Source organism: Micromonospora sp. CPCC 206061, from assembly GCF_036906915.1.
GTDB lineage: Bacteria > Actinomycetota > Actinomycetes > Mycobacteriales > Micromonosporaceae > Phytohabitans.
The window spans coordinates 1-24,027 of sequence record NZ_JBAKHX010000034.1 but is presented as its reverse complement, the minus strand read 5'-3'; the positions used below and the strand labels follow the sequence as shown (position 1 = coordinate 24,027).

Sequence of the window (24,027 nt, the reverse complement as noted above, 5' to 3'; positions counted from 1 at the left end):
CGACCTGGGCTGCTGAACCGCTCGAACGCCGAAGTTGTCATCGAACTGTCATATGTCCGCGGACAACGCGTCATAGGACGGCACGAAGCTGGGACCGCAACTGGGGAAGCATGCCGCGGTGGCCGGGGGTGATGCGGCTGCGGCCGCCGCGGCCCGCCGTGCGGGTTTGCCATCGGCTTGCTGCGCTAGGCGATACGCGATCCCGGGCGGGGTCGCGGCGGTTCGCCGCGGCCCCGGCCACTCCCGCCTATGACCGGCAGTCCTCGTCCGGCCTAAGGAGCACGGAGCGTCTACAGGGGACGATGGGGTTGTCCATCGCTCACCGGCAGCCGTACGGGAGTCCGTCCGTGGTGCTCGTGTTTGGGAGGAACGCTGGAACACAGCACCTCCGGCACGTTCTACGAGCCATCGCGGCGGAGATTGAGCGTGTCACTCCTCCTCGCGTCATCGTGGTCGACATCTCCGGCGTCGTACAGGTTGACACCGCAGGGATCGCCATTGCCGTCCGGCCGGTCCGCGGCGGGGCACTCACGTGGACCGGGTCGAAACCCGACCAGGATACGGCCCGGTCGGGGCCGCTGAAAGGCGGTGACAGGCGCCCGCCACCCCACCAGTGGACAGGAGCGGGGCGACGGGCGCCTACACCTTTACATCTACCACCTTTTGACGGATGACACCTTACGTGCGTCCTTACCGAGTGGTGACGAAGCGGATGTGATGCCGTGTTTGGCTCCGGTTGCCGCGGGTAGCCGGCGCGCCCGGTCCGGAAATGGCGTCCCCACAGTCGGCGATGTCGCAATCCATCACAACCGGAAGGCAGGTTAACGTGACGAACGAACTGAGGCCGTGGCCTCTCGTCCGGGAAGGTGACCGCGGGCAGGCGGTCCGCGATGTGCAGCACCTGCTTCGCGAGAACAGGTATGAGCTGGCGGTCGACGGCGTCTTCGGCCCGTTGACCGACGGCGCCGTACGCGACTTCCAGAAGGACAGGTCCCTCGTGGTCGACGGTATCGTCGGCCCGAACACCTGGGCGGCCATCATCGTCCAAGTTGCACAGGGCAGCAGGGGCGACGCGGTCCGCGCGGTCCAGGAGGAGCTGGCTATCCGCGTCGAGGCCGGTAACCCTGACCTCGAGGTCGAAGTCGACGGAATCTTCGGACCACAGACGGACGCAGCGGTCCGCATGTTCCAGGAAGGTGTCGCGCGGGCAGTGCCCGCCTTCCCCGTCGACGGCATCGTCGCTCCTCTGACCTGGCAGGCGTTGACCGGCGGGATGCTGGCTGACTGACCAGACCTGGCGGCTGCCCGCCGGCGTTCTCGGGCGGTTTCGGCGTGCTCCGGATGGGGTAGCCGCCAGGTCCTCCCCCCGCTTCCTTCCCCCCCGGGGGGTGAAAAAGGGATTCGTTCGATCGCATCGGAGGTGTCCGTGATGAGGCCCGCCAAAGGACGCACCCGCCCAGACATCGAGCGCCTGCGTGCCTCCATGCCGTACGGCGACGCCGGAGCTGGCCGCCCTTCCCTGACTCCTGAACCAGTGATGGCCATCCTGCCGAGCTCGGTGGTGTTCCTGGCCGGTGTCTGGCTAGTGATCGCTCCGTTCGCCCTGGACTACCGCGCCACCGGGGAGGGTTTCAACGGCCGGTGGAACGACACGGTGATCGGCGTCGCTATCGCCTTGCTCGCGCTGGTCAGGATGATCGTCCCGTTGATCAGCGCACAGTTGAGCCTGATCAACGTGGTTCTCGGCGGCTGGTTGATCGCGGCGCCGTTCGTTCTGGGGTACAACGACGGCACCGACTCGCCCCGAGCCACGTGGAACGACATCCTGGTCGGTCTGCTGGTGATCGTGCTGGCGATGGTGAGCTGGCGTATCAGCCGTCGGATGCTGTCCGCCGACCAGTCAGAATGACGTGCCAGACACCAGTCGTCAACGCACCGAAGACCGCCGGTTGGACGAGCCGACCGACGGCGACCCTGGCGGGGGCAGGTGTCGCGGTGCTCGCCGCGGCGACCTGGTTCGGGCTGCCGCTGCTGCGCCGTAGGCAAGGCCGGTGACCGGTGTGCGCCCGCCCCATTCGGGTACGCGACCGCCATGAGCGACGTCCCGGACAGGTCGCCGGCGGTGTGGCGGGCCATACCGTGGCCGCTGCGGTACGCGGCGGTCAGCAGCGCCTGCGTCCTGCTGGTGGCGGCCACCGCCTACCTGGCGCTGCGGCTGGCGGCCGCGCTCGCGCCCCTCACGCTGGCGGTGGTGGCCGCCCTGCTGCTCACGGCGCTGCTCGAACCGCTCGTGGCTGTGCTCGACCGTTTGCGGGTGCCGCGACCATTGGCCGCGCTCGGCGGCGCGTTGGCCTTGCCGGGCCTGTTGCCAGGCGCCGGCATCCTGATGTGGCAGGCGCTCGCGCCGCAATTAGCTGATTTGCCGGGCCAGCTCGAACGGGGCTGGACCCGCACCCGGGACTGGCTCGTCACCGGCCCGCTGGGCATCAGCGCCGAACGGTTGGACGAAGTCGAGCGGCAGGCCGCCGAGTACGCGCGGGACGCGGTCGCCAGCCCGGCCACCTTCGCACCCACTGTCATCGAATTTCTGGCGGCCGCACTGCTCGCCTTGGTGCTCGTGTTCTTCCTGCTCAAGGACGGTCCCGGCATCGCCCGGTGGCTGGTGTCGCAGGTCCCGGAGGGCAGCCGGCCACGGGCGGCTGCCGCCGCCCGTGAGGCGTGGCGGACGCTCGGCCAGTACGCCCGCGGCACGGTCGTGATCGCCGCCGTGGACGCGGTCGGTATCGGCATCGCGTTGGTCGTCATCGGGGTCCCGTTCGCATTGCCGCTCGCCTTGGTGACGTTCCTGGCTGCCTTCGTGCCTATCGTCGGCGCGACCGTTGCCGGGGTGCTGGCCGCGCTGGTCGCGCTGGCCAGCAACGGACCCGTCGACGCGCTGCTCACGCTGGCGGCGGTGATCGCGGTCCAGCAGGCCGAGGGCAACCTCCTCGAACCGTTGATCATGGGTCGCTCGCTGCGCCTGCATCCCGCGGTGGTACTGGTCGCGGTGACCGCCGGCACGTTGAGCGCGGGGATTGCCGGCGCGCTTGTCGCCGTGCCGCTGACCGCGGTCGTCTACAAGGCCGGCAGCACGCTGATCGGCGAGGCCCGCCCGCCGGACCAGGCCCGCGGCGGGTAGCGGCGTCACCGGCGTCCGCGCGGCGGGCGATCGAGCCGATGGCCGTACCAGACGATGCCGCTGGCCGCGGTGAGCCACCCGAGAAAGATACTGACCAACGGCATACGGCCGAACGCGACGACAAGGGGCCACGATGAACGACCCAGCTGCTTTGGGCGACCCGGAGACGGTCACGACCCAGGGCCAGCGAGCCGATGAAGGACTCAAGCACGGGCGAGGGCCCAGGTGATCCCGCCCTCTTCGTCCTCGTCCGGCCGCAGGACGATGGTGTCGCCGCGGCACTCATAGCCGCCCTCGCCGAGTACCGGATCGGTGTCGACGATGTCGCCGGTGCGTTCCGCGGCCTCGCCCAGATAGTCGCCGACGGGCGCGTTGTCCAGCAGGGTTGCGTCGGCGGGATCGGTGAGGCGCAGCGTGAGGCGTACCGCCTCCCAGTCCACCGGCCCGACCGGCTCCCAGACGCCGAACCCGGACGCCGGAGCGGTGCCGCCGGGCGTCACCGTCTCGGTGCGGAATGTACCGCTGGCCTCACCGGCATAGCTGAACTCGCCCTGTAGGTCGGCGTCGCCGAGTCGAGCCGTGAACGTGATCGGCCGCATGTCGCGGAAGTCGGCGCGGACCTCGCCACTGTCCTGGATGGTGACGGCGACCCCGCCACCGCCCTGGATGGTCGCGCTGGCCACGTCACCGCCCGCGCGGCCCTCGACGCCGGTGCTGCGCCAGTCGCCCACCAGACAGGAGGCGAACGGGCCGCCGGGCGTGGGGCTGGCGTTGGCGTCGCCGCCCGGCTCGGGCTGTGCTGGCTCGTCGTCACCGCACGCTGCCGCGGTCAGTGCCATCGCGGTCAGTGTGAGCGCCGTGACCATGATTCTCATCTCTGCTCCTTGTCGTCTGGCCGCGGAACTCGACCGCGACCTGGCGGACCCGGTCGAGCGTCACGAGGCCAACCGACGGCATGGCCGGCGATCCTTCCCAGCCGGAGAGTCACTGTCACGGGTTTGCCGCCCATCTCCTGAACGCCGCGAGAATCGCTTTCGGCGCGGCTACCCGTGACCGCGCACCTCAAACGCGCGCGAGCGGGTAGCGCCGTTTGGGGCGCGGTAACCGCAGGGCCACCGTCATGCGCGGAGACTGCGGCACGTCCGGCGTCGGCGAAACCGTCACACAACCGCTGTACATCCGCATGATGATCGCCAAATCCGCCGTTGAGTCTGGTCGGGTTGGCGAGGCCTGCGGCGCGGCTGGGCCTCAGACCCGGACGGAGATGCGATGACACTCGTGATCACCACACACCGGACGCCCGATCCCACGATGACGATTGCGGTGGAACCGCAGGGCGAGATCGTGTCGGACAACGCGTACATGCTGCGGGACCGGATCACCGCCGTGCTGGCGGCGACCCGACCACGTCGTATCGTCGTCGACCTCAGTGCCGTACCGGCCATCGACGAGGCCGGTCTGGGGGCGCTACGTTCCGGGTGCGATGCGGCCGCTGACCGCGAGGCCAGCCTGGTTCTGGTCGATCCACACCCGATGGTGCGGAATGAGTTGCGGCGGCACGGTCTGACCGGGTTGCTGGACGGGTGACCGGTCCGGGCGGCTACGACCCGGATGCCGAGCACGTCGGTGACGGGCTGTACGGCCGGCTGTTGGCCGCTGGCAGCCGAAGCGATCTTCTCGATCCGCGGCTCACCCGCCTGCTCGATCGTCCCGCCAAGGCAATGGTCGACCTGGCTGCGCGGCGTGCCGGTGCCATGGGCCGCCTGCGTACCGGTACGGACGACCTGATGTGGGCCGCCTGTCACACCGAACGCGCCGTCGCGATCCTGCGGCATTGCGGCCTCGACACCGCTGAGGTACTGCGTGACCTGGCCAGCGTCGGCGCGACGCCGGCGCGCGTGGCCGGTCGACGTTCACTGACCCGAGGACTGTGCCGGGTGGTGATGGTCGCCGACTACCTGGCGCATCAGAGCGGCGCCGCACGGGCGGGCGTTGCGCATTTGACCACTGCGCTCCTGGTCGAGGGCTGTACCCGCGCTTATCGGATGATCGCCGACCGGGACGGCGCAGTCTGACCTTGGATGATATGGGCTCGACGACCGACCGAGGGTTCGACCCGCGGCAGTGCCCCATTACAAGATTGCGAATCGCACGCTGCCGTCACGCACCGACGCGTCCAGCTTGCTGCCGTCGAGGATCCGCGCGGCCGCCCAGTCCAGGAAAAGCCGGGCGCCGTCGGCGTCGACCACCTGGTCGCCGTCGCGTGGCTCGTGGGCCATCTGGACCGACAGCGAACCGCGCGCCGGGCCTAACGCGATCCGCACACCACCGTGGTCGCCCACCTCCTGCGCCGCGGTCAGGCGGCGAATCAGGGCGATCGCGCTGTCGGTCAAGGTCACCATCGAATGAGCTCCTGCGATGTGAAAGGGCGCGGTATCCGGATCAGCTGTCGGCGGGGTCGTCGTCGGGTTGGTCGAGGCTGTTGCAGACGTCGATGATCCCGGGGGTGCGCCACGCCTGGTCGCTGGCCGCGTGGGCGGCGTCGACCGAGTCCACCCAGCCGTTGAGGATGGCGACCCGGTTCTGCACTGTGACTGTGATGTGCTGGCCACTGGTGCGTCCGTCGGCGCGTAGCTGTTCGACGACGCTGTCGGCCAGGCGCTCGTCGATGCTGGCCAGAGGGGTCGGCTCGTCCGACCGGTGGTGGGGGACAGCGCTGTCGTCGGGGTACGGCCAGGGGTTGATCACGTCCTGCTCCCTAGATTCGAGGTCGGGTGACGGCTGTCGGGCACGGGTGAGTTCCGCGATGGCCTCTTCGCGGTTGCCGTACATGGCGAATACACGGTCCAGGCGCATCGTGTGCAGTACGGTGAGGATGAACCGGGACGGCGCCGCGAGGCAGAGTTGGCCGCCGCGTTGCTTGGCGTCCTGGTGGGCGCGCACCAGCAGGCCGAGGCCGGTGGAGTCGATCGTGTCGACGGCGGCAAGATCGAGGATGACCGCGCGATGCAATGCGATGGCGTGTGCGAGCGCGTCGCGGACGGGCTCCGCTACCTGTAGGTCGATGTCACCGGTCAGGCTGAGGACGGCGGTGTCGAGGCCGGCCGTCTCCAGCCGGCACGGCCGGGCTGGCGGCGGTGCGGCCGGGTCGTCGCTGACGGCGGCAAGTGGACCGGGCAGCGGTGCGTCGAGGCACCGGGAACACCGGTGCGGACCGGTGGCGAACGCCGAGCCGGTCCAGCCCTGTTCAGTGAGCAGCGTCCACACCACCTCTTCGTCGCGCAGGTCACCGACCACGTCGGTGACGGCGGCACCGCAACGGTCACAGATCAAATTGAACTTGCCGGTGTCGCTACCGGGTACGACAGTCATGGGTCGTCAGCTCCAAGCCAGCGAACGGGGAGGGCGGCTCACTCGGATTGGTCCTGGGGCGGTTGCCCTTGGCGACCGGCGCCGCCTGGCCGCGCCCGTCCGTGGGCCCGCACGAAGGCGCTGGGCACCGGCGGAGGCGGTAGCGACCGCCACTGCTGGTCCTCCTCGGCGACTGGTGGGGTGTCGGCCGTGGCAGCCGCCGGGGACTCGGTGGCTGCCACGTTGGGCTCGATGCGCAGGACGTTGTCCACCCGTGCGATCCGCAGGATATGGCGCAGGCGGGGTGTGGGTGAGCGCAGCGTGAGGACGGCGCCGGATCGCCACAGGTGCCGGTGTATGTCCAGGAGCAGGCCGATCGCGGCCGCGTCGATCACGGGGCACTCGGCCAGGTCGAGTACGAGTTGGTGCGGGTTGAGGGCGATGGCGGTGTCCAGCGTCGTGCGGATCGCCTGTGTCGCGGTCATGTCCAACGGGCCGGTGATCCGCATTTCGACGAGCGGCACGGTGCAGGCTCTGGTGCCCGGCTGGGTTGTTGCCACGCTCACCTGTATCCCCTTCGTTCGCGGTCGTGCCCAGCGTGATCGGCGGATGTGGAGGCTGGTCCGCGGGTATGTGACGGTTTCATGACAAGGTGCCGTGGTCGGGGGGAGTGTTTCCGTCACCCGGCGCGGTGTGGGCATGATGCGGGTATGACCGGTGTGCTGGTGATCGAGGACGACGACCGGATCAGGCTGTCCCTGGTGCTCGCGTTGGAGGACGAGGGGTACGCCGCGCGTGGCGCGGCGACGGCGGAGGACGGGCTGCGCCAGCAGCGCCATGACCCTGCCGAGACGGTGCTGGTCGACCTGATGCTACCGGGAATCGATGGCTTCGAATGCATCCGGCAGTTGCGTCGCGATGACGACGTACCGATCGTGGTGGTCAGTGCCCGCGACGACACCCATGACATCGTCGCGGCGCTGGAGGCGGGCGCGGACGACTACCTGGTCAAGCCGGTGGCGGTCAAGGAGCTGTCGGCGCGGCTGCGGGCCTTGCGCCGGCGCGGGCGCGCAATGGCGGATCCGGTTCCGTCGCTGGTCTTCGGTGACCTGGTGATCAGGCCAGAGGCCGGCGAGGTCACTGTGCGGGGGCGGCCGGTGGCGCTGACCCGCACCGAGTTCCGGCTGTTGTGCGAGTTGGCCGAGCATCCGGGCCGGGTGTTGTCGCGACAGCAGTTGCTGCGGCGGGTGTGGGAGTACGAGGTCGGCGACGATCGGCTTGTCGACGTCCACGTCGGACGGCTCCGGCAGAAGATCGAAGAGGATTCGAGCGCCCCTCGCCATCTGGTCACTGTCCGCGGCCTCGGTTACAAGCTGCAGCGATGAGACCGGTTGGGCTGCGCGGCCGGGTCATCGCCGGGTTCGCCGCCGGCGCGCTAGCCCTGTCCGCGTCGATGGCGCTGGTGTCGTATCAACTGATCCGCGGTTCGCTGCTGGCCGAGCGGGAGCGCACCGCGGTGCGCGCCGCCTATTTCAACGCTACGGTCGTCAACGCCGGGCTCATTGGTGACGAGCCGGACATGGTGGAAATCCTGCGTTCGCTCGACACTGGTAGCGACCGGCGGCCGGTGCTGCGCCGCGCCGGAATCTGGTATGCGCGCAGCGCGGACAGCGGCGTTACCGCGTCGATCCCGGACCCGCTCTTGCGCATGGCCGAGGCTGGCACGCCGGGCAAGCAGCGCATCCGCGCCGATGGCCAGCCGGCGGTGGTTGTCGCCGTGCCGCTGTCCGACTCCACGGTGTTCTACCAGATCGACTCGTTGCAGGAGTTGGAGCGTACGTTCCAGACCCTCGCGGCGGTGTTAACGCTGGTAGCGGCCATGACCACCGGCGCCGGCGCCGCCCTCGGGTGGTACGCCACCGGATACGTGCTGCGCCCGTTGAGGTCGGTGGCCTCGGCCGCGCAGGAGATCACCGCCGGTGATCTCAGCGCGCGTCTGGATCCGGCCAGCGAACCCGACTTGGTGCAGCTGACGACGTCGTTCAACCACATGGTCGACCAGCTGGCCCGGCGTATGGAACGCGACCGCCGGTTCGCCGCCGACGTCAGTCACGAACTGCGCTCGCCGCTGCAGACGCTCGCGGCCGCGGCGAGCGTGCTGGGCCGGCGCCGCGAGCGTCTTGACGACCGCACAGCCATGGCCGCGGACCTGGTTACCGGCGAAGTCGCCCGGTTCCAGGCGCTCGTCGACGACCTGCTGGAATTGGCCCGCAGCGACCAGCCCGCAGACCGCCGCCCCGTCCGCGTGTCAGAGCTGGCCCGCCGCGTCTGCCGCACACGGGGAATCTCCGACCAGATCATCGACGGGGAAGACGGGACGTGGCTGGTTGATGAGCACCGGATCGAGCAACTGTTGGCGAACCTGGTCGACAACGCTCTGCGGTACGGCGGGGGCCCCACCGCCATCCGGCTCGGGTGCCAGGAGGGCGCGCACTACATCGAGGTGGACGACGAGGGGCCGGGAGTCAGTCCGGAGGACAAGGAAGTGATTTTTGATCGGTTCGTACGCGGGCGCACCGCGCGGGCCCGCGGTGACGTCGACGGTACCGGTCTCGGTCTCGCCCTGGTCGCCGAGCACGCCAGCGCCCACGGTGGCCGCGCCACCGTACACGATCGTCCCGGCGGCGGCGCCCGCTTCCGGATCGAGTTGCCAGGATGCGGGAGATGACCGGCCGGAGGGCGCTGACGGCGTTCGCCGCCGCCGTGCTCGTGCTGGCGGCTGGCTGCGGTGTCACCGTTCAGCAACAGCCGCAGGAGGTACAGCCACCGCGTGGCCCGCATCGGATCCTGGCCTCCGGCCTGCCGGATACGCCTGATCCCGGCACAGCCGAGGAACTGCTCTACTTCACCAGGGACGGCACGCTGGTACCGACGACGCGTCGCGTTCGGGTGGCTCCCACCGCCGAAACACTCGTCCGCGACCTGGTCGCCGGGCCCAACGATGCCGAGCGCAACGCAGGGCTGGCCAGCGCGCTGACCGGCACCACGCTCACGCTCGCCGGCCGGCACGGTAGCCAGATCACGATCGAGATGGACGAACCAGTGGCCGGCACCGGCCGCAGCGACGAAGTCCTCGCCTACGGTCAGGTCGTCACGACGCTAACGGCCCGGCCGGAGATCACCAGCATCACCTTCACCCGTGGTGGCGAACGGATCGGCATCCCGCGCGCTGACGGTTCCCTATCGGAGGTGCCCCTTACCGCCGCCGACTATGCCTCCCTGATCACCCACGATTGATCAGCCGCCTGAGTCGCTCAGGTTGGCAGCAGGGCCCACACGGTCATGCCGTCGTCCCGTGAGCAGGGTGCTGATGCGCGATGTGGAGAAGAGATCGCCAACAGGACCAGTGACGGCGATATCAGCAGGAGGCCAGGTCCCCAGTGCCGCACCTTTCGCATGGGGCCGCTCCTCAACGCGGGGTCAGCTCGTGGCGAACTGTTCGGCGGCCTGCGCCAGCGCGTTCTGGAGGGCGGCCGCGTCGTGGTCGGTGGAGAACTTGGCCACGGCCGAGTTCGCCGCCTCCTGCATGCCCTGCGAGCAGGCCGAGCCGTGGGCGCAGGATGGCACCTGGGTGGCGGTCTTCCAGTCGGCCATGGCGGACTGCTGGTATGGCGGGTAGTTCACCGGGTCGGCGTCGGTGCGGGCGGGGATGGAGCCCTTCTTGGTGTTGAACTCCCGCTGGCCGTCGCTGCTGCCGACCGTCTCGAGCCAGCAGCGCGCGCCGTCGACGTTCGACGCGCCGCGCGGCAGGGTGAACGAGTCGGCCAGCCACTGGAAGGTCTCGCCGCTACCCGGGAAGGTGAAGTAGCCGTAGTAGTCGCGGAAACCCATGGCATCTAGGTCGGCGGCCTCCCAGTCGCCCATCAGTTGGAAGCCGGCCCGCCCGTTCATCAGCATCCGTTCGGCGTCCGTCCAGTCCAGCGCGTCCCGGTCTCCGTTGGAGTAGCCGAGCAGCCGGTCGTAGTCGGCGATCGCCTTGGTGACCTCGGCGCCGCGCCAGTCGGTGTCGCCGCTCCACAGGCCGGTGAACTCATCCGGCCCCAGGACGGTGATGAGCACCGTCTCCAGCAGCATCAGTTGGGTCCAGTCCGTGCCGACGGCGAGGGGCGCGGTGACGCCGCTGGCCCTGACCGCGTCGAGCGCGTCGACGAACTCCGCCATGCTGGTGGGGGCCTGCGTCACGCCGGCCTTGGCGAGGACCTGCTTGTTGGTCCACACGACGTTGGCCCGGTGGATGTTGGCCGGTACCGAGTAGATCTTGTCCTCGTAGGTGAGGTTGTCGATCAGGCCCGGGGGAAACGCCTCGCGCAGGCCCCAGTCGTCGTAGCTCGAGCTCAGGTCCTCGATCTGTCCTGCGGCGATGTAGTCCACCAGCTCCGCGCCGGCGTGCGCCTGGAACGTGTCCGGCGGGGAGCCGGTCTGCAGGCGCGAGGCGAGCACCTGCTTGGCGTTCGCCCCGGCGCCGCCCGCGATCGCGCCATTCTCGAACGTCTGCGCTGGGCACCTGGTGTCGAACACGCCGACGAGCGCGTCAAGGCCCACCTTCTCACCGCCGTCGGCCCACCAGGTGAACACCTCGACCGTATTGTCGCCGCTGCCGCCCTCGCCGCCGCACGCGGTGACCGGCAGCAGCGCCGCCATGGCCGCGGCCACTATCGCGGCCCGTCGTGAAGATCGCATGATTCCTCCCGACCGGTTCACGCCGTCCTACCGTGTTGGGACCGGCCGCCTACCCACCGGGAGACTCGGTCAACCATCGGCGGTTCGCGGCCGCCCCGGCGGCACTGGAGGTTGAGGCCAGGTTCGCGCGTAACCGCCGGGCGGTTGGGTAGCCGCACCGCATGCGTACCCGAAGCTCACTGGCCGCTCTCGCCACCTCGGCCGCACTGGCCACTGCTGCCCTGACCGCGTGCACCGACGACGAACGATCCGCGGCGGACCTGTCGCCGACCCCCGCGTCCGACCTGGCGAGTGGCTTTTCGGAGGTGGTCGCCCGCGTCGAGCCCTCCGTCGTCACCGTGCTCGTCGGCGGCGGCCTGGGCTCCGGCGTGGTGTTCCGGGACGGCGGTCTGGTGCTCACCAACGAGCACGTTGTTCAGGGTGCCCGGACGGTCCAGCTGGCGCTGGCCAGCGGCGAACGCATCGCGGCCACCGTCGTGTCCACGGACCCCGTCACCGACCTGGCGGTCCTGCGCGCAGAGCGGACCGACCTACCGCCGGCCAGCTTCCGCACCGAGCTGCCCGCTACCGGCGAGATCGTGCTGGCGATGGGCACCCCGCTCGGTTTCCGCAACAGCGTCACGATGGGCGTGGTCTCCGGCGTCGGACGGGAAATCCCTGGCAGCGCCGGGCAGAGCCAGGCGTTGGTCGACCTGATCCAGACCGACGCGGCGATCTCACCGGGCAACTCCGGAGGCGCGCTGGTAGACACCGCCGGCCGCGTGGTGGGCATCAACGACGCCTACCTACCGCCCCAGAGCGGCGCCGTGTCGATCGGCTTCGCGATCCCGGCGGCCACCGCCCAGGATGTCGCCGAGGATCTGCTCGACGACGGCAAGGCCACGCATCCCTTCGTCGGCATCCAGCCAGGCCGGCTCACCCCGCAGATAGCCGACCGGCTCGGTGCGCCGACCGACCGCGGCGTCCTGGTGCTGGACGTCGTCGATGACGGCCCCGCCGCGGCGGCGGGCCTGCACGCCGGTGACATCATCACGACGTTCCACGGCGAGCAGACCGCGACGGTCGAGCAGTTCCTGGGAGCCCTTCGTGCGGTGGAGCCGGGCCAGGTCGTCGACGTCACCTACCTGCGCGGTGGTGACACCGCCACAGCCAAGGTCACCCTAGGGCAGATCGAACGCTGAACTGGCGGCGTTCAGCGTGACTCCAGGCCCTCGCTGGCGTTTCGGACATGCCCGCGTGGGTAGCCGCACGACGTTCCCCGACGTCCAGACGTGGGAGGGAGACCTGACATGGCAGAGGAGAAAGCGGCGCTGGTCCAGTTGAAGGACTCGGGGCGGGCCGTGGCCGACCCGGCCGAGGACGTACGCGGCCGCAAGGTCCGCAACACGGCCGGCGATGAACTGGGCAAGGTGGAGACGTTGCTCGTCGACTCGGATGAGGAGAAAGTCCGCTTCCTGCGCGTCGATCACGGTGGGATTCTGGGCTTCGGCGCCACGCCGTCGTTCATCCCCGTCGAGGCCGTCGCCGAGGTTAACGATGACGAGGTCGTGGTCGACCTGTCCAAGGAGCGCTTGGCCGGCGCTCCTCGCTACGATCCGGACCTGGTCGACCAGTTGCCGTACTACGAGGATGTCTACGGCTACTACGGCTACCCGCCGTTCTGGAGTCCCGGATATCTCTATCCCGGGTTTCCGTTCGTTTCGCACAGGCGCCCGCCGCGGGACGGCGACGCCATACGCTGACGCGGTTTCACCGCGCCACGGCGAACGGATCGCGTCGCCGAGGTTTGAACGCGGCGGCCCGCGGCTAGTCGGCCGGCGGCACCGGAACCGGCGCCGGCAGTTCGAGGGGTAGCGCAACGGCGCTCTTCGGCGGTGCCAACGGTGGGCCCGGGCATGTGGCTATCGCTCCGCTCGGGCCCACCCACCAGGCGGGATGTGTCAACCGGTGAGGAGGGCGCGGTGAAACGGCACGGCACAAGGCGCCTCATGGTCGCCGCCGCGGCTGCTGTTCACCCTCGCTCTGGGCGACGATCAACCCGTCCTGGATTACGTAGGTGTCGACGCGATCGCCTCGACGGTGGTCTGGCTGGCCGGCCGGCAGGCCAGCAGCTGGGCGACGTCGGCGGGCGCCACGTAGAACAGGACGAACACGGCGACGCTGATCAGCCACAGGACGACGGCGCCGAACAGTAGGCGGCGGATGAGGAATCGGATCACGAGGTGTCCTTCCGGTCCGAGCCGGGCGTGACCCCGAGCGGGTCGCCGAGGCGTGGCACGAGGGCGGGTGCTCTCGCGTGGCTGCGCACCGTCTCCAACTCAAGCATCTGGTGGAGGCGATGCAGGCGGTCAAGGTCCGCGACGAGGGGCCGGCCAGTGTCTTGCCGGCCCTGGGCATCTTGCTCGCGTTCACGGTGGTTGTCCCCGCACTGGCGGTGTACCTGTTCCGTTGGGACGACGCCTGAGGCCGCACACCGTTTCGCATTTCGCGCCGAGGGTAGGCGGTCGCGAGCGCGCATAACCGTGAACAGGCGGGAGGAGTAAACAATGACCGATCTGACTGACGGGCCGATTCGCCCGATCGGCAAGGTCCGCGCCGGCATGCGAGTCGTGGACGCGGAAGGGGAGACCGTCGGTACGGTCAGCCACGTCACCGTCGGCGACCAGCCGGCGGACGGCGATCTGCGGCCCCGCCGGCACGACGGTGGCGCGATGGTCGGAGGCGCTGTCGACAACGCCCCGGACGTCGTCGATGGGCAGGCCGACCGGCTGATGTCCGATGGCTACGTGAAGGTGCTGGGTACCGGCGTGTACGGCGTCGACCGGTACGTCGCGGCGGACGAGATCTCCGAGGTCGACAACGGGACTGTGGTTCTCAAGGTCGGCCGCCACGAGCTCATGGCCGATCAGTGAGGGGAAGGTGCCGAAGATGAGGCTGCGCGGGAGTGAGCCGCAGTTGCACATCCACGCCGTGCTGGGGCGCCGGCAGCGCCGGCCCAGCGGTGATCGCTAGCCATTCCCGTAGGCGGCATCGGGGTCGGCGGACAGATGCTGGCGGAGCTGGTCGAGGGAGTGGCGGATCAGCCGCGAGATGTGCATCTGAGAGACCCCAACACGGGCGGCGATCTGCGACTGCGTCAGATTCTCGAAGAACCGCAGGTACAAGATCTCCCGCTCCCGTTTGGGCAGGCAGCGCAGGGCGGGGTGCACGACGAGGTTCACCTCCGTGCGTCCAAACCTGGGATCGTTGCCGCCGACCTCATCCATGAGCACGCTGGCGCGCGCGCCCGGCCCGTCCAGCGACACGGCGTCGTGGCAGGTGGCGGCGTACATGCCGTCGATGAGCTCGTCCCCCTCGATATCCAGGTAAGCGGCGAGCTCGTCGAGTGTGGGGGAGCGGTGCAAGCGTTGCGCGAGCAGGTCGGAGGCGACCGCGATCTGCTGGCGCAGCTCCTGAAACCGCCGCGGCACGTGAACGCTCCAGGTGCGGTCCCGGAAATGCCGCTTGACCTCGCCGAGGATGGTGGGGATGGCATAGCTGAGGAAGTGTTCGCCGAACTTGGGGTTGTACCGGTCGACGGCGTTGACCAACCCGAGGGCCGCCACCTGGCACAGGTCCTCCAGCGGCTCGCCATGGGTGCGGTAGCGACGCACGAGGCGGTGCGCGATCGGCAGGCTCAACATGATCACTTGCTCCCGCAGGCGGGCGCGGGTGGCGCTGTTGGGGGGCTCGGCGTCCATCCGGCGCAGCAGCCGCTCAATCGCCTGGTCGGTGTGTGCGCGTTCGATCGGATCGGGTCGGCTGGGCCGGGGCGTGGCCGGTGGTTCGACGGCGACGGTGGTTTCGGGGGAGATGGCGACGGTTGTCATGGGTACCCCTGCGAGGCAGTGGCCAGCGTTCACCGCGTAAGGCGCGGTTTGCAACGTGACGCCGGCGGGAAGGCCGTTGGCAGGGCACCCTGGTCTCGAGTGCCGTCAGGCGAGGATCGGCATTCCGCCATCGCTTTCGCCTGTCGAGTGGCCGCTCCAGCGTTGTACGAACGGCTCCTCTGAACGTTACGCCAGTCGCGGGCTGATGTGTTGGACTGCGGCGTTTTGTCACACAGTCGTCATGGGGCGCGCGGCCGTCACGCTTCTGTCATGAGACTGTGCGCCCACCGACAGGTTTGCCCAGGGCTGCCGGGGAATCCACCGTGCGAGAGTTCGGAAGGGGGAACGGTGGCGCTGTCGGACAGAGAGGCCGCAACTCGTGCGCTGGAGGAGACGGTAGCGCGTCTGCGTGCGGAGGTCGCCGGGTTACGTCGCGCGATGCTGAACCGGGCGGTCATCGAGCAGGCCAAGGGTGTCATGGCGGCCCGGCTCGGGGTTCCGCCACAGGAGGCGTTCGACCGCCTGATGAAGCTGTCCCAGGACACGAACACCAAGGTCGCGGGCGTGGCCGCGGCGGTGGTGGGCGCGGCGATCCCGGATCCCCCGCAACCGGAGACCGAACCGGTGGTCGACGACCAGTTACGCACCCGGGTGGCCGAAGAACTGCCGGCCAGCCAGGGTGGGCAGCCGGTGACACCCCCGGCACGGCCGGCCGGGGTGGAGGCGCTGCACACCTTTCACCAGATCATCGGCGCGCGGGCCGCGGCGGCCCGTGATCACGACGAACTCGCCGAGGCGCTGGCGGTCGCCGCGCCTGGATGGCCACAGCCACGGGCGGTCTCCATCTGCGGCCTGGAGCCGGACGGCGCCTTGCGCCTGCTCGGCGCGCACGGCCTGACGGTGTTGCAGCGGTCGCAGTGGACGCGGATGCCGCCGCAGCTGGAGGTGCCTGTAACGCGGGCGGTGCGCTGCCGGGCGCCGGTCGTCGCGAGTACCCCGGACGTGGTCAAGCAGGAGTTCCCGGCGCTGGCGGACAGCGCCAACCCGCCGGCCGCCGCTGTCGCGCTGCCGCTGACGGATGGTGAGGACATCGTTGGCAGTGCGGGCCTGAGCTGGTCGACTCCGCTGCGGCTACGCGGCGAGTCCGAGCGTTATCTGTTGGCGCTGGCCGAGCCGGTTAGCATCCGGCTAAGTGAGCTGTCGGGAGGGGCGGACCTGGCCGCCGGCGCCTGGCTGTCGATCCCGCTGGAGGCGATGCACAACCCGGCCGTGCTGCTCGCACCGGTGCCGTCCGGTGCCGCGATCGCCACTGACTTCCGGGTGGTTCGGGCCAACTCGTATGCGAAGGCGCTGTGCCGCGCGGGCGGTGTCGAGCTGGCTGGAGCGACGCTGCTGTCCCTGTTTCCCTATGCGGGCAGTCAGGCGCTCTTAGCCGCCTGCCGGGATGTTGTGGCAGGCACGGCGCTGCACCATCTGGACCTGGTCCGGTTGCGCCCGGACGACGTGGGCGGCCAGGACGCCGGCAGCGTGAGCGCCCGGGTCGCCGCCGTAGCGGACAAGGTGTTGCTGGTGTGGCATCCCCACACCTCGGCGGAGTCCAGCTACGAGCAACTGCTGAGGGCTGAGGCGGTGGCCCGGATCGGCTCCTTCCGCTGGGAGCCGCACAGCGGCGTGGTACACCTGTCGCCGTACTTGATGATGTTGCTCGGCCTCGATGATGAGCGGCTCACGGACGTGGACGCCGTCCTCGACCGGATCGACGAGGCGGACCGTCCGGCCGCCCGCCGGCTGCTGCGCGCTCTGATGACGGGCGGCGGAAGGGCGCCGCAGACGCAGGTCTTTCGCGGTGCCGGCCGGATCCTTGGCAGATCGCTGCAGGTCACCGTGGAGCCAGCCCAGGCCGCAGCCGTGGTGGTCGGCACCGTGCAGGACGTCACTGAGCAGCGGTTGCTGGAAGCGCGGTTGCGCAAGACCGAGATAGACCTGGCCGGCCAGCGCCAGGCGGCCGCCGTCCGGACTGCTCTGGCCTCCGCGATGCTGCCGGCGCCCAAACCGTTGGCGGCCAAGCATGTGACCGCGGACGGCGCCTGCCGGCCAGGTGCCCACTCCTTCGGCACCGCATGGCACGACGCGGCCGAACTGCCCGGCGGCGATGTGCTGCTCATGGCCGGACTCGCGGCGGGTAGCGCCCCCGACGCGATGGTGGGCGCTGGGCGGATACGGCATGCCGTCCGTTCGTATGCCGTGGTGCGGCGGGGTCCGGGCGAGATCCTCACCGCCACCAACGCGCTGGTCCGCTTCGACCGGCCCGGACTGACCGCCGGCATCGTCCTGGCCCGTTACGCCCACGCACACCGCCGCGTCCGCTGGGCGTCCGCCGGCACGGGCAGGCCCATCCACTTCCGTGGCGAGGCCGCCGGCACGATCCTGGCCAGCGCGGACGCGCCCCCACTCGGTGCCGAGCCGGCGACCGCATACGAGGAACGGGAGCTTCCGGTAGCCGCGGGCGACCGCCTGCTGCTGCACGTGCACATGCCGGCGGGCCAACCGGCCGTCCACACGCTAGCCGGCGCCGCGGCTCGGATCGAGCCGGAGACGGTGTCCGGCCTGCTTGACGAGGCCGGTGACGACATGGATCGATGCGTCATCGTCGCCCGCTTCAACGGCGGCTGAAGGTTTCGCCGACCGTCGGCGCGGACCGCGTACCGCGGATACTTGCGGGCGACCGGCAGGCGCCGGCCGATGGCGTCGATCCGCATGCCGGGTAAGGCCGCGGCGGCCCTGCGCGCCGGCGCCAACCTCACCACCGATTCCTCCGGTCGCCGTACCTGGGAGCAGTTCCTGACCGAGCGGCTGGCGTGAGGCGGTTCTGGCGCAAGACGATCGGGCCTAGGTCAGTGGCTGGCTTCCGGCACGGTGCCGGCGTGTGGTGAGACGTCCGGGCTCCGCTTCACCCCCGTGTTGAACCGCACCTGGGTGAAGGCCGCCTCCGCCGGCTCTGCGAACCGCTGGCCGTTCACCGGGTCGTGGCGCATGAAATCCGGCGGTTGAATGCGGACGGTCACGTCGAATGGGCCTTCGCCTGGCACCTCGGCGTTGATCCCATAGTGGTACAGGAACGGGTGCCACAGGAAGGGGACGGCGGTGGTGAACAGCTGTCGCCCGTCGGTCAAAACGGTGACCGTGACGTCGAGCTGAGGGACGAACCGGCCGTCGCTGCCGTCGGCAACGATCACTTCCATGTGCGTGTTGGCCCCGGCGGGCTCGGCCCTGGCCAACTGCCTGTCCTGTGGCGTGTACGCGCCTTCGGCCGCCTCCGTGGTAAAGCCGATCACGTAGCCGCCGGCACGGGTCTCCCGGATGCCGTTCTCCACGGCCATCGCCTCGACCGCGAGCCGATACGCCTCGCCCTGCACGGCGGCGATGTCCCGTTGACGCTTGGTGGCCTCGTTGCTGGGCCGCATCGGCGGTGTTGCCGCGTCTTTCATCAGCCGACCTCCGCTCTTTCTCGTTGTCAGCCGGCGCGCCGGCTACCCGGCGGCCAGCCAGGTAAACGTCGAGTCGCCCTATCCAGCGCAGCGGACACTGGGCTCGGCGCGAGGCGCGTCACTGGGCTGTACGAGGACCTCGACGGTCACCGTCCCGGCCTTTTGAAAGGCGAACGTCAGCTCGATGGCCGACCCGGCGAGCACCGGATCCTGGAAGCCCACGACCCGCAGGTGGTACGCGTCGAACGGCGGCACGCCGGTAGTGCTGGCCCGCGGTGGCTGGGTGGGCTGTAACGCGAGCTGGGGGACGGCCTGGTACACGCCGTCACAGTTCTGATCCCAGCGGATCTCCACCCGATCGGCGGCCGGCGTCGTGACCCCGGTCAGCGCATCCGGCGTGGTGCCCTGGTTCAGCAGCGTGAGCCATACTCGCGCGTCGGCGCCGGCCGGGTAGGCCGGCGCCGTGGGGGCCTCGACATACACGCTGAGTAGCCGGATATCTCCCACCTCCGCGTTGGCGCCCATCACGCCGGCCTGTACGACGTCCTGCGGGTCGCTGACGCAGCCGGGTGCGGCTGCGAGCGCGGCGACGAGCCCGGCCGCTGTCAGCGTCCTGGACGCTGTTCGCTTCATGCCCGTCGGGTACCAGATCGCCCGCAGGATGAAACCCCATGCGGGTCCGCGCTCGGCGATTGGATCGGCCAAGGCGGGGTAGGCGGTGCGATACCAGCCAACGAGTCGGGAAGGTGATCGAGATGACCGCGCACGCCGGCGAGAAGGCGCAGAAGACGGGCGTGTTCCACTGCGCGAAATGCGACGAGAAGGGTCTCCGTCAAGCAGGGCCAGACGATTCCGAAGTGCCCCAACGGGCACACCGAGTTCGAGTCCCGCACCCAGGAACCGGGTAACAAGTCGTGAGCGCCTGGTAGGCCGGGCACATGCTGTTCCAGAGCTGGTCCGACCTGGCACGGGTCGTTATCGTCGGCGCCCTGGTGTACCCGGCGCTGATCGCCGTCCTGCGGCTGTCCGGCAAGCGGACGCTGGCCAAGATGAACGCCTTCGACCTGGTCGTCACGGTCGCGCTGGGCTCCACACTCGCCACCATCCTGCTGTCGGCCGACGTCTCGCTCGTCGAGGGCGTGGCCGCGCTCGTGCTGCTGGTGCTGCTCCAGTTCGCGGCGACGTGGCTGTCCGTTCGGTTCGGCGGATTTCGGACCACGATCAAGTCCACGCCGACGCTGCTGCTGCGCGACGGGCAACTGCGGCCGGGCGCCTTGCGAGCCCAGCGGGTCACCGAGGGGGAGGTCCGCCAAGCCGTGCGCAGTCAGGGAATCGGCGACCTGGCCCACGTGGCGGCGGTGGTGCTGGAGACCGACGGCCAGTTGAGTGTCATCCCCCACGGTGCGGCCGGCGCCCTGACCGCCCTGCGCGGGGTGGACGGCTTCGAGCCCAAATGACTGGTTCCGCGCTTACCCAGTCCGGTACGGGGCCGCCTCCGCTGCGCATCGTCGGCAGGACCACTGCCGACCTGGCCGGCCGCACGGTGCGCCGGGCCGTCCAGGACCGGGTGCACGGCCTCGCGGCGGAGGATGAACGACCCGCCTGACCACGGCGACCCACGGGAGCGCGTCGCCATGGGCCAGATCGAGCGTGGCGCCAACCGGATCTACGGCATCCGCCGGGACCGGCCAGCGCTGCGCAAGCGGCGGGTCTGGGTGTCCTGTTCGGACGGTTCGGCCGAGGTGCGGGTGGTGGCGCCGGCCAGCTGGCGAGCGGAGTTGACCAGGCCGACCAGGCTGAACGCCTGTGGCGTGTTGCCCAGGTGCCGGCGGCTGACCGGGTCGTACTCCTCGGCCAGCAGGCCGACGTCGTTGCGCAGGTCGAGCAGTCGTTCGAACAGCTCCCGCGCCTGACCGCTGCGCCCCGCCGTGTGCAGCGCGTCGACCAGCCAGAAGCTGCAGGCGAGGAACGCGCCCTCGTGACCGGGCAGACCGTCCACATTGTCATCGTTCTGTGGTTGGTAGCGCAGCACGAACCCGTCCACGCACAGCTCTCGCTGGATCGCGTCGATGGTGCCCAGCACCCGCGGGTCGGTGGGCGGCAGGAACCCGACACGGGGGATCAGCAGGAGCGCGGCGTCCAGACCCTGGGAGCCGTAGAACTGGGTGAAGGTGTTGCGGCCGGTGTCGAAGCCCTTGGCGCACACCTCCGCGTGGATCTCGTCTCGCACCGCGCGCCACCGGTCGGCCGGCCCGTCGAGGCGATGCCGTTCGACCGCGCGCACCGCCCGGTCAAAGCCGGCCCAGGCCATCACCTTGGAGTGCACGAACTGCCGGCGCGGGCCGCGTACCTCCCAGAGGCTGTTGTCGACGCGCCGCCAGTTGCCTTCGAGGTAGTCCAGGAGGGCGCGTTGCAGGTCCCAGGCGGCTTCATTCGCCGACAGGCCGCTCTCACGTGCCAGGTGCAGCCCGTCGAGCACCTCGCCCCACACGTCCAGCTGGAACTGGTCGGCGGCCGCGTTGCCCACCCGCACCGGGCGAGAGTTGGCGTACCCGGCCAGCCAGTCCAGGGAGGACTCCGGGAGGCGGCGGGTGCCGTCAAGCCCGTACATGATGCGCAGGTCGGCGGGGTCGCCGGCCACTGCGCGCAGTAGCCACTCCCGCCACGCCCGGGCCTCGGCGACGTGCCCGGTGCCGAGCAACGCCTGCAGGGTGAACGTCGCGTCGCGCAGCCAGCAGTACCGGTAGTCCCAGTTGCGTGCCCCGCCCAACTGCTCGGGCAGCGAGGTGGTGGCCGCGGCCACGATGCCGCCGGTAGGTGTGTAGGTGAGGGCCTTGAGCAGCACCAGCGAGCGACGTACCGCGTCGCTCCAGGGGCCGCGGTAACGGCAGCGATCGATCCAAGACTTCCAGAAGCGCTGCGTCTCGTGGAGGGACCGGTCGGGGTCGACCGGCTCCGGGCGAGACAGGTGCGAGCGCTGGTAGGTGAGCACGAACGGCACCCGGTCGCCGGCTCGGACGGTGAAATCTGCCTCGGTGAGCCGTTCGTCGCCGTGCAGTGGCATCTCGGTGTGCAGCCAGACCGCGTCCGGCCCGGCGACCGCGGCGAAGTCCCGGTCGTGGTGGCGTACCCAGGGCACGATGCTGCCGTAATCGAAGCGCAGCCGCAGCCGCATCCGCATGGGCACCGCGCCGGACACGCCCTCCACGACGCGGACGATGTCGGGCGCCTGGCCGCGCGGCGGCATGTAATCGACCACCCGCACCGCCCCGTCCGGCGTGTGCCATTCGGTCTCGAGGACGAGGCTGTCGTCCCGGTACCGGCGGCGGCTCGCGCGGTCGGCGCCGGCGGGGGCGAGGCGCCAGTGGCCGGCGCTCTCGTCGTGCAGGAGCGCGGCGAAGCACGCCGACGAGTCGAACCGGGGCAGGCACAGCCAGTCGATGGAGCCGTCCCGGCCGACGAGGGCGCCGGTCTGGAGGTCGCCCAGCAGCGCGTAGTCCTCGATGCGGCCCGCCACATTCACCTCCACCACGCCGGCTATCGGCCTGAAACGGTCGGTACCCGCCCTGGTGTCATGGAAACGCCCGCCTCCTGCGCGCTGCGTCGTCCGGGCCGGTCACTCCCTGTCCGGCCGGAGGTGTTCGGGCCGGAGCATCCGGCGGAGTTGAGTGATCCGGATGCTGCCTGGTATCGCCACCAGCAGCGCGCCGCCGATGGCGGCTAGCAACAAGGCCACGCCGAGCGGCATGGTGCCATCCGCGCCAAAGATGGAGATCTCGACCCGCCGCCCGTTCTGCAGGATGAAGATCAGCAGTAGCGCGAACACTACCGCCGCCACGATCAGCCCAATCCAGAGGCCGGCGACGCGGGAGTGGGTATCAGGGTGCTGTTTCATCGCCGCTCACCGCCCGCGGTCGGCGGCCAAGACCCTGGCAGCCTGGTCGGCGTACCGGGTGTCGACCTGGAGGTCGTACCTGTCGGCCTGGACGGTCCCGACGGACGAGAAGTCGCGCCGGCCGTCGGTCATGGCGTGCACGAGCAGCCCGAGCGCAGTGCCAATGAAGGCGCCGATGAGCGCGCCTGACGCCGCCAGCCAGAACGCCGCGACCAGGGGGTCGACGAGGTCGAACAGGCCGAGGAACCAGCCGATGAGGGCACCGCCGATGGCACCGGCGAGGGCGTACTGTCCGGCGGCGGTCCAGTAGGTGCGCCGGCCGGTCACCTGTTCGACGCTTCTGAGCCCGCGCCCTACGATGGCCACGTTCTGCACCGGGAAGCCGTTGTCGGACAGGCGATCGACGGCCCGTTCGGCGTCTGGGTACCTGGGGTAAGAGGCGACGCTCTGGTACCTGCGTGAGCTCTCGGCGCCGCCGCTCAATGCGGACGTGTCGTCGGGGCGCCACGTCGAGCCGCGCATGTGACGTGTGGACATCATCGTCCTCCTTTCCTCGACGTCGGGCGGCGGCTACCCTCGGGCCCGGCGGTCAAACCTTGTCGCTCACCGCTCAGGTTCGCACTATCGCCCAGACGGTCTTCCCATCGTCGGCCGACAGCGCCTCGGTGATCATCAGGCCCCGGCCGCCTTCGGTAAGTGCAGACTTTGTATCCATGCTGCGGTGGGGAAGTGTTGTGGATCGGTCACGGACACTGATGCGCAGGTGGCCAGCCAGCAGGCTTAACGTCACGTCGAACTCGGTGGCGGCGTGCAGGACCGCGTTGCCGGCGAGTTCTGACACGATCGCCTGCGCCGGCTGCGTCACCGCAGGGATCTGCCAGGCGGCGCATGCCGCGTCCACCATGTGGCGGGTCGACGTCACCGACCACGGCTGCGGTGGCAGGTGTCGGTGCCGGCGATTGGGTCGCTGCGTTAGGGCGCGTGCGGCAATGCCGGCGTCGCGCATTGCCCGCCGGCGTCGGCCAACACGGTGATCGTTCTCCACCCTGCATCGCGGACGGCGGTGAGATCCATGATCAGAGCGACGGGGTCGTCGAGCAGCCCGCGGGATAGTGTCGCGGCGATCGCCGGCAGGTCGACGTCCTCCACGGTTCGGTGAAGTCTCATGCAGGAGATCGCGGTGACGAAGTCACGACTGAGAGTGGAGCGGGGCAACCTGTTCGAGATTTCGCACCTCCTGATCTATCTGTTGCGTCGTGCTACACGGCAATCTTTGGCTACGTGCACGGGTTGCACAAGATCCGAGCAGCGCAGCGGAAACGAATCGAAGAATTCCTCACCACCGTTGAACTGTTCGCGTCGGCCGATCGGTCGACCTACGGAACGTGGCGAGTTGGCTTAAGGTCAATTGGCCAATCAATGCAGGTATGCACTTACCGCCATCGGAGGTGAACGTCTGGTGTTCGCGGGCAGGGTCAGGCAACGACGAGGCGCTGGTTCGGCGGG

29 protein-coding genes and 1 pseudogene are annotated in these 24,027 nt (G+C 69.8%); 15 read left to right on the top strand and 15 right to left on the bottom strand.

Going from position 1 to position 24,027, the window contains the following annotated elements; translation table 11 throughout:
• Positions 1–826 precede the first annotated feature (826 nt).
• The 3 genes from V6V89_RS22330 to V6V89_RS22320 all read left to right on the top strand — a co-directional run bounded on the left by V6V89_RS22330 (position 827) and on the right by V6V89_RS22320 (position 3,178).
• Positions 827–1,288, top strand: coding sequence for a peptidoglycan-binding domain-containing protein (locus tag V6V89_RS22330; protein ID WP_334621176.1), 462 nt, complete (start codon positions 827–829; stop codon positions 1,286–1,288).
• Positions 1,289–1,429: 141 nt separating this feature from the next.
• Complete coding sequence (locus tag V6V89_RS22325) at positions 1,430–1,909, top strand: SPW repeat protein (protein ID WP_334621175.1); 480 nt, start codon at positions 1,430–1,432, stop codon at positions 1,907–1,909.
• Between the two features lie 183 nt (positions 1,910–2,092).
• Complete coding sequence (locus tag V6V89_RS22320; protein ID WP_334621174.1) at positions 2,093–3,178, top strand: AI-2E family transporter; 1,086 nt, start codon at positions 2,093–2,095, stop codon at positions 3,176–3,178.
• A gap of 203 nt (positions 3,179–3,381) precedes the next feature.
• Here V6V89_RS22320 and V6V89_RS22315 read toward each other — a convergent pair whose 3' ends face one another.
• Positions 3,382–4,053 (bottom strand): hypothetical protein, encoded by a 672-nt coding sequence (locus V6V89_RS22315; protein ID WP_334621173.1) that lies wholly within the window; start codon positions 4,051–4,053, stop codon positions 3,382–3,384.
• Between the two features lie 394 nt (positions 4,054–4,447).
• Between V6V89_RS22315 and V6V89_RS22310 the strand changes: the two genes are divergently transcribed.
• Positions 4,448–4,765, top strand: a complete 318-nt coding sequence (locus V6V89_RS22310; protein WP_334621172.1) for an STAS domain-containing protein — start codon at positions 4,448–4,450, stop codon at positions 4,763–4,765.
• Complete coding sequence (locus tag V6V89_RS22305) at positions 4,762–5,253, top strand: hypothetical protein (protein WP_334621171.1); 492 nt, start codon at positions 4,762–4,764, stop codon at positions 5,251–5,253. The genes V6V89_RS22310 and V6V89_RS22305 overlap by 4 nt, the downstream gene beginning before the upstream one ends.
• A 57-nt stretch (positions 5,254–5,310) precedes the next feature.
• Here the strand turns inward: V6V89_RS22305 and V6V89_RS22300 are convergent, their stop codons facing one another.
• From V6V89_RS22300 to V6V89_RS22290, 4 genes and pseudogenes are all read right to left on the bottom strand, one after another.
• Positions 5,311–5,580, bottom strand: coding sequence for a HesB/IscA family protein (locus V6V89_RS22300; RefSeq protein ID WP_334621170.1), 270 nt, complete (start codon positions 5,578–5,580; stop codon positions 5,311–5,313).
• Positions 5,581–5,620: 40 nt separating this feature from the next.
• A complete protein-coding gene (locus V6V89_RS41770; protein WP_442935198.1) occupies positions 5,621–5,926 on the bottom strand; it encodes a BON domain-containing protein in 306 nt (101 codons plus the stop codon).
• Between the two features lie 51 nt (positions 5,927–5,977).
• Positions 5,978–6,550: pseudogene (locus tag V6V89_RS41765) on the bottom strand (STAS domain-containing protein); the annotation flags it as partial.
• Between the two features lie 38 nt (positions 6,551–6,588).
• The gene (locus tag V6V89_RS22290; protein WP_334621168.1) at positions 6,589–7,095 is read right to left on the bottom strand and encodes an STAS domain-containing protein; all 507 of its coding nucleotides are present in this window, start codon (positions 7,093–7,095) and stop codon (positions 6,589–6,591) included.
• A 144-nt stretch (positions 7,096–7,239) separates the two neighbouring features.
• Here V6V89_RS22290 and V6V89_RS22285 point away from each other — a divergent pair, with 144 nt between their 5' ends.
• The 3 genes from V6V89_RS22285 to V6V89_RS22275 are packed head-to-tail and all read left to right on the top strand — an operon-like array spanning position 7,240 to position 9,826.
• Positions 7,240–7,914 carry a response regulator transcription factor gene (locus V6V89_RS22285; protein WP_334621167.1) on the top strand — a complete coding sequence of 225 codons (675 nt, stop codon included), beginning with the start codon at positions 7,240–7,242 and terminating at the stop codon, positions 7,912–7,914.
• A complete protein-coding gene (locus V6V89_RS22280) occupies positions 7,911–9,257 on the top strand; it encodes a sensor histidine kinase (protein WP_334621166.1) in 1,347 nt (448 codons plus the stop codon). The genes V6V89_RS22285 and V6V89_RS22280 overlap by 4 nt, the downstream gene beginning before the upstream one ends.
• Entirely contained in the window at positions 9,254–9,826 is a 573-nt protein-coding gene (locus V6V89_RS22275) for a GerMN domain-containing protein (protein WP_334621165.1), read from the top strand. Before V6V89_RS22280 ends, V6V89_RS22275 begins: the two co-directional genes overlap by 4 nt.
• Before the next feature lie 183 nt (positions 9,827–10,009).
• On the opposite strand, the gene V6V89_RS22270 is transcribed toward V6V89_RS22275, so the two are convergent.
• The gene (locus V6V89_RS22270; protein ID WP_334621164.1) at positions 10,010–11,269 is read right to left on the bottom strand and encodes an ABC transporter substrate-binding protein; all 1,260 of its coding nucleotides are present in this window, start codon (positions 11,267–11,269) and stop codon (positions 10,010–10,012) included.
• 161 nt (positions 11,270–11,430) lie between these two features.
• Between V6V89_RS22270 and V6V89_RS22265 the strand changes: the two genes are divergently transcribed.
• Both V6V89_RS22265 and V6V89_RS22260 read left to right on the top strand, forming a co-directional pair.
• Positions 11,431–12,450 carry a S1C family serine protease gene (locus tag V6V89_RS22265; protein ID WP_334621163.1) on the top strand — a complete coding sequence of 340 codons (1,020 nt, stop codon included), beginning with the start codon at positions 11,431–11,433 and terminating at the stop codon, positions 12,448–12,450.
• Positions 12,451–12,558: 108 nt separating this feature from the next.
• Positions 12,559–13,011, top strand: a complete 453-nt coding sequence (locus V6V89_RS22260) for a PRC-barrel domain-containing protein (protein ID WP_334621162.1) — start codon at positions 12,559–12,561, stop codon at positions 13,009–13,011.
• A 306-nt stretch (positions 13,012–13,317) separates the two neighbouring features.
• Here the strand turns inward: V6V89_RS22260 and V6V89_RS22255 are convergent, their stop codons facing one another.
• Positions 13,318–13,488 (bottom strand): hypothetical protein, encoded by a 171-nt coding sequence (locus V6V89_RS22255; RefSeq protein WP_334621160.1) that lies wholly within the window; start codon positions 13,486–13,488, stop codon positions 13,318–13,320.
• Between the two features lie 77 nt (positions 13,489–13,565).
• On the opposite strand from V6V89_RS22255, the gene V6V89_RS22250 reads away from it, so the two are divergent.
• Both V6V89_RS22250 and V6V89_RS22245 read left to right on the top strand, forming a co-directional pair.
• Positions 13,566–13,733, top strand: coding sequence for a hypothetical protein (locus V6V89_RS22250; RefSeq protein WP_334621159.1), 168 nt, complete (start codon positions 13,566–13,568; stop codon positions 13,731–13,733).
• A gap of 82 nt (positions 13,734–13,815) precedes the next feature.
• On the top strand, positions 13,816–14,181 hold the full coding sequence (locus V6V89_RS22245; protein WP_334621158.1) for a hypothetical protein: 366 nt from the start codon (positions 13,816–13,818) through the stop codon (positions 14,179–14,181).
• A gap of 96 nt (positions 14,182–14,277) precedes the next feature.
• Here V6V89_RS22245 and V6V89_RS22240 read toward each other — a convergent pair whose 3' ends face one another.
• Positions 14,278–15,138, bottom strand: a complete 861-nt coding sequence (locus V6V89_RS22240; RefSeq protein ID WP_334621157.1) for a SigB/SigF/SigG family RNA polymerase sigma factor — start codon at positions 15,136–15,138, stop codon at positions 14,278–14,280.
• A gap of 438 nt (positions 15,139–15,576) precedes the next feature.
• Between V6V89_RS22240 and V6V89_RS22235 the strand changes: the two genes are divergently transcribed.
• Positions 15,577–17,811: a SpoIIE family protein phosphatase gene (locus V6V89_RS22235; protein WP_334621156.1), complete on the top strand. Its 2,235-nt coding sequence runs from the start codon at positions 15,577–15,579 to the stop codon at positions 17,809–17,811.
• A gap of 221 nt (positions 17,812–18,032) precedes the next feature.
• Here V6V89_RS22235 and V6V89_RS22230 read toward each other — a convergent pair whose 3' ends face one another.
• Together V6V89_RS22230 and V6V89_RS22225 are read right to left on the bottom strand one after the other, a co-directional pair.
• On the bottom strand, positions 18,033–18,626 hold the full coding sequence (locus V6V89_RS22230; protein ID WP_334621155.1) for an iron transporter: 594 nt from the start codon (positions 18,624–18,626) through the stop codon (positions 18,033–18,035).
• 78 nt (positions 18,627–18,704) lie between these two features.
• Positions 18,705–19,259 carry a copper chaperone PCu(A)C gene (locus V6V89_RS22225; RefSeq protein ID WP_334621154.1) on the bottom strand — a complete coding sequence of 185 codons (555 nt, stop codon included), beginning with the start codon at positions 19,257–19,259 and terminating at the stop codon, positions 18,705–18,707.
• Positions 19,260–19,564: 305 nt separating this feature from the next.
• On the opposite strand from V6V89_RS22225, the gene V6V89_RS22220 reads away from it, so the two are divergent.
• Together V6V89_RS22220 and V6V89_RS22215 are read left to right on the top strand one after the other, a co-directional pair.
• Positions 19,565–20,083, top strand: coding sequence for a DUF421 domain-containing protein (locus V6V89_RS22220; RefSeq protein ID WP_334621153.1), 519 nt, complete (start codon positions 19,565–19,567; stop codon positions 20,081–20,083).
• On the top strand, positions 20,080–20,232 hold the full coding sequence (locus V6V89_RS22215) for a hypothetical protein (RefSeq protein ID WP_334621152.1): 153 nt from the start codon (positions 20,080–20,082) through the stop codon (positions 20,230–20,232). Before V6V89_RS22220 ends, V6V89_RS22215 begins: the two co-directional genes overlap by 4 nt.
• A gap of 60 nt (positions 20,233–20,292) precedes the next feature.
• Here the strand turns inward: V6V89_RS22215 and V6V89_RS22210 are convergent, their stop codons facing one another.
• The 5 genes from V6V89_RS22210 to V6V89_RS22190 form a co-directional block, all read right to left on the bottom strand.
• Complete coding sequence (locus V6V89_RS22210) at positions 20,293–22,158, bottom strand: glycoside hydrolase family 15 protein (RefSeq protein ID WP_334621151.1); 1,866 nt, start codon at positions 22,156–22,158, stop codon at positions 20,293–20,295.
• Positions 22,159–22,242: 84 nt separating this feature from the next.
• Positions 22,243–22,521 (bottom strand): LapA family protein, encoded by a 279-nt coding sequence (locus tag V6V89_RS22205; protein ID WP_334621150.1) that lies wholly within the window; start codon positions 22,519–22,521, stop codon positions 22,243–22,245.
• Between the two features lie 6 nt (positions 22,522–22,527).
• Complete coding sequence (locus tag V6V89_RS22200; protein WP_334621148.1) at positions 22,528–23,058, bottom strand: general stress protein; 531 nt, start codon at positions 23,056–23,058, stop codon at positions 22,528–22,530.
• 73 nt (positions 23,059–23,131) lie between these two features.
• Positions 23,132–23,527 carry an ATP-binding protein gene (locus V6V89_RS22195; protein ID WP_334621147.1) on the bottom strand — a complete coding sequence of 132 codons (396 nt, stop codon included), beginning with the start codon at positions 23,525–23,527 and terminating at the stop codon, positions 23,132–23,134.
• Positions 23,494–23,688 carry a hypothetical protein gene (locus V6V89_RS22190; RefSeq protein ID WP_334621146.1) on the bottom strand — a complete coding sequence of 65 codons (195 nt, stop codon included), beginning with the start codon at positions 23,686–23,688 and terminating at the stop codon, positions 23,494–23,496. The genes V6V89_RS22195 and V6V89_RS22190 overlap by 34 nt, the downstream gene beginning before the upstream one ends.
• Positions 23,689–24,027: the final 339 nt, after the last annotated feature.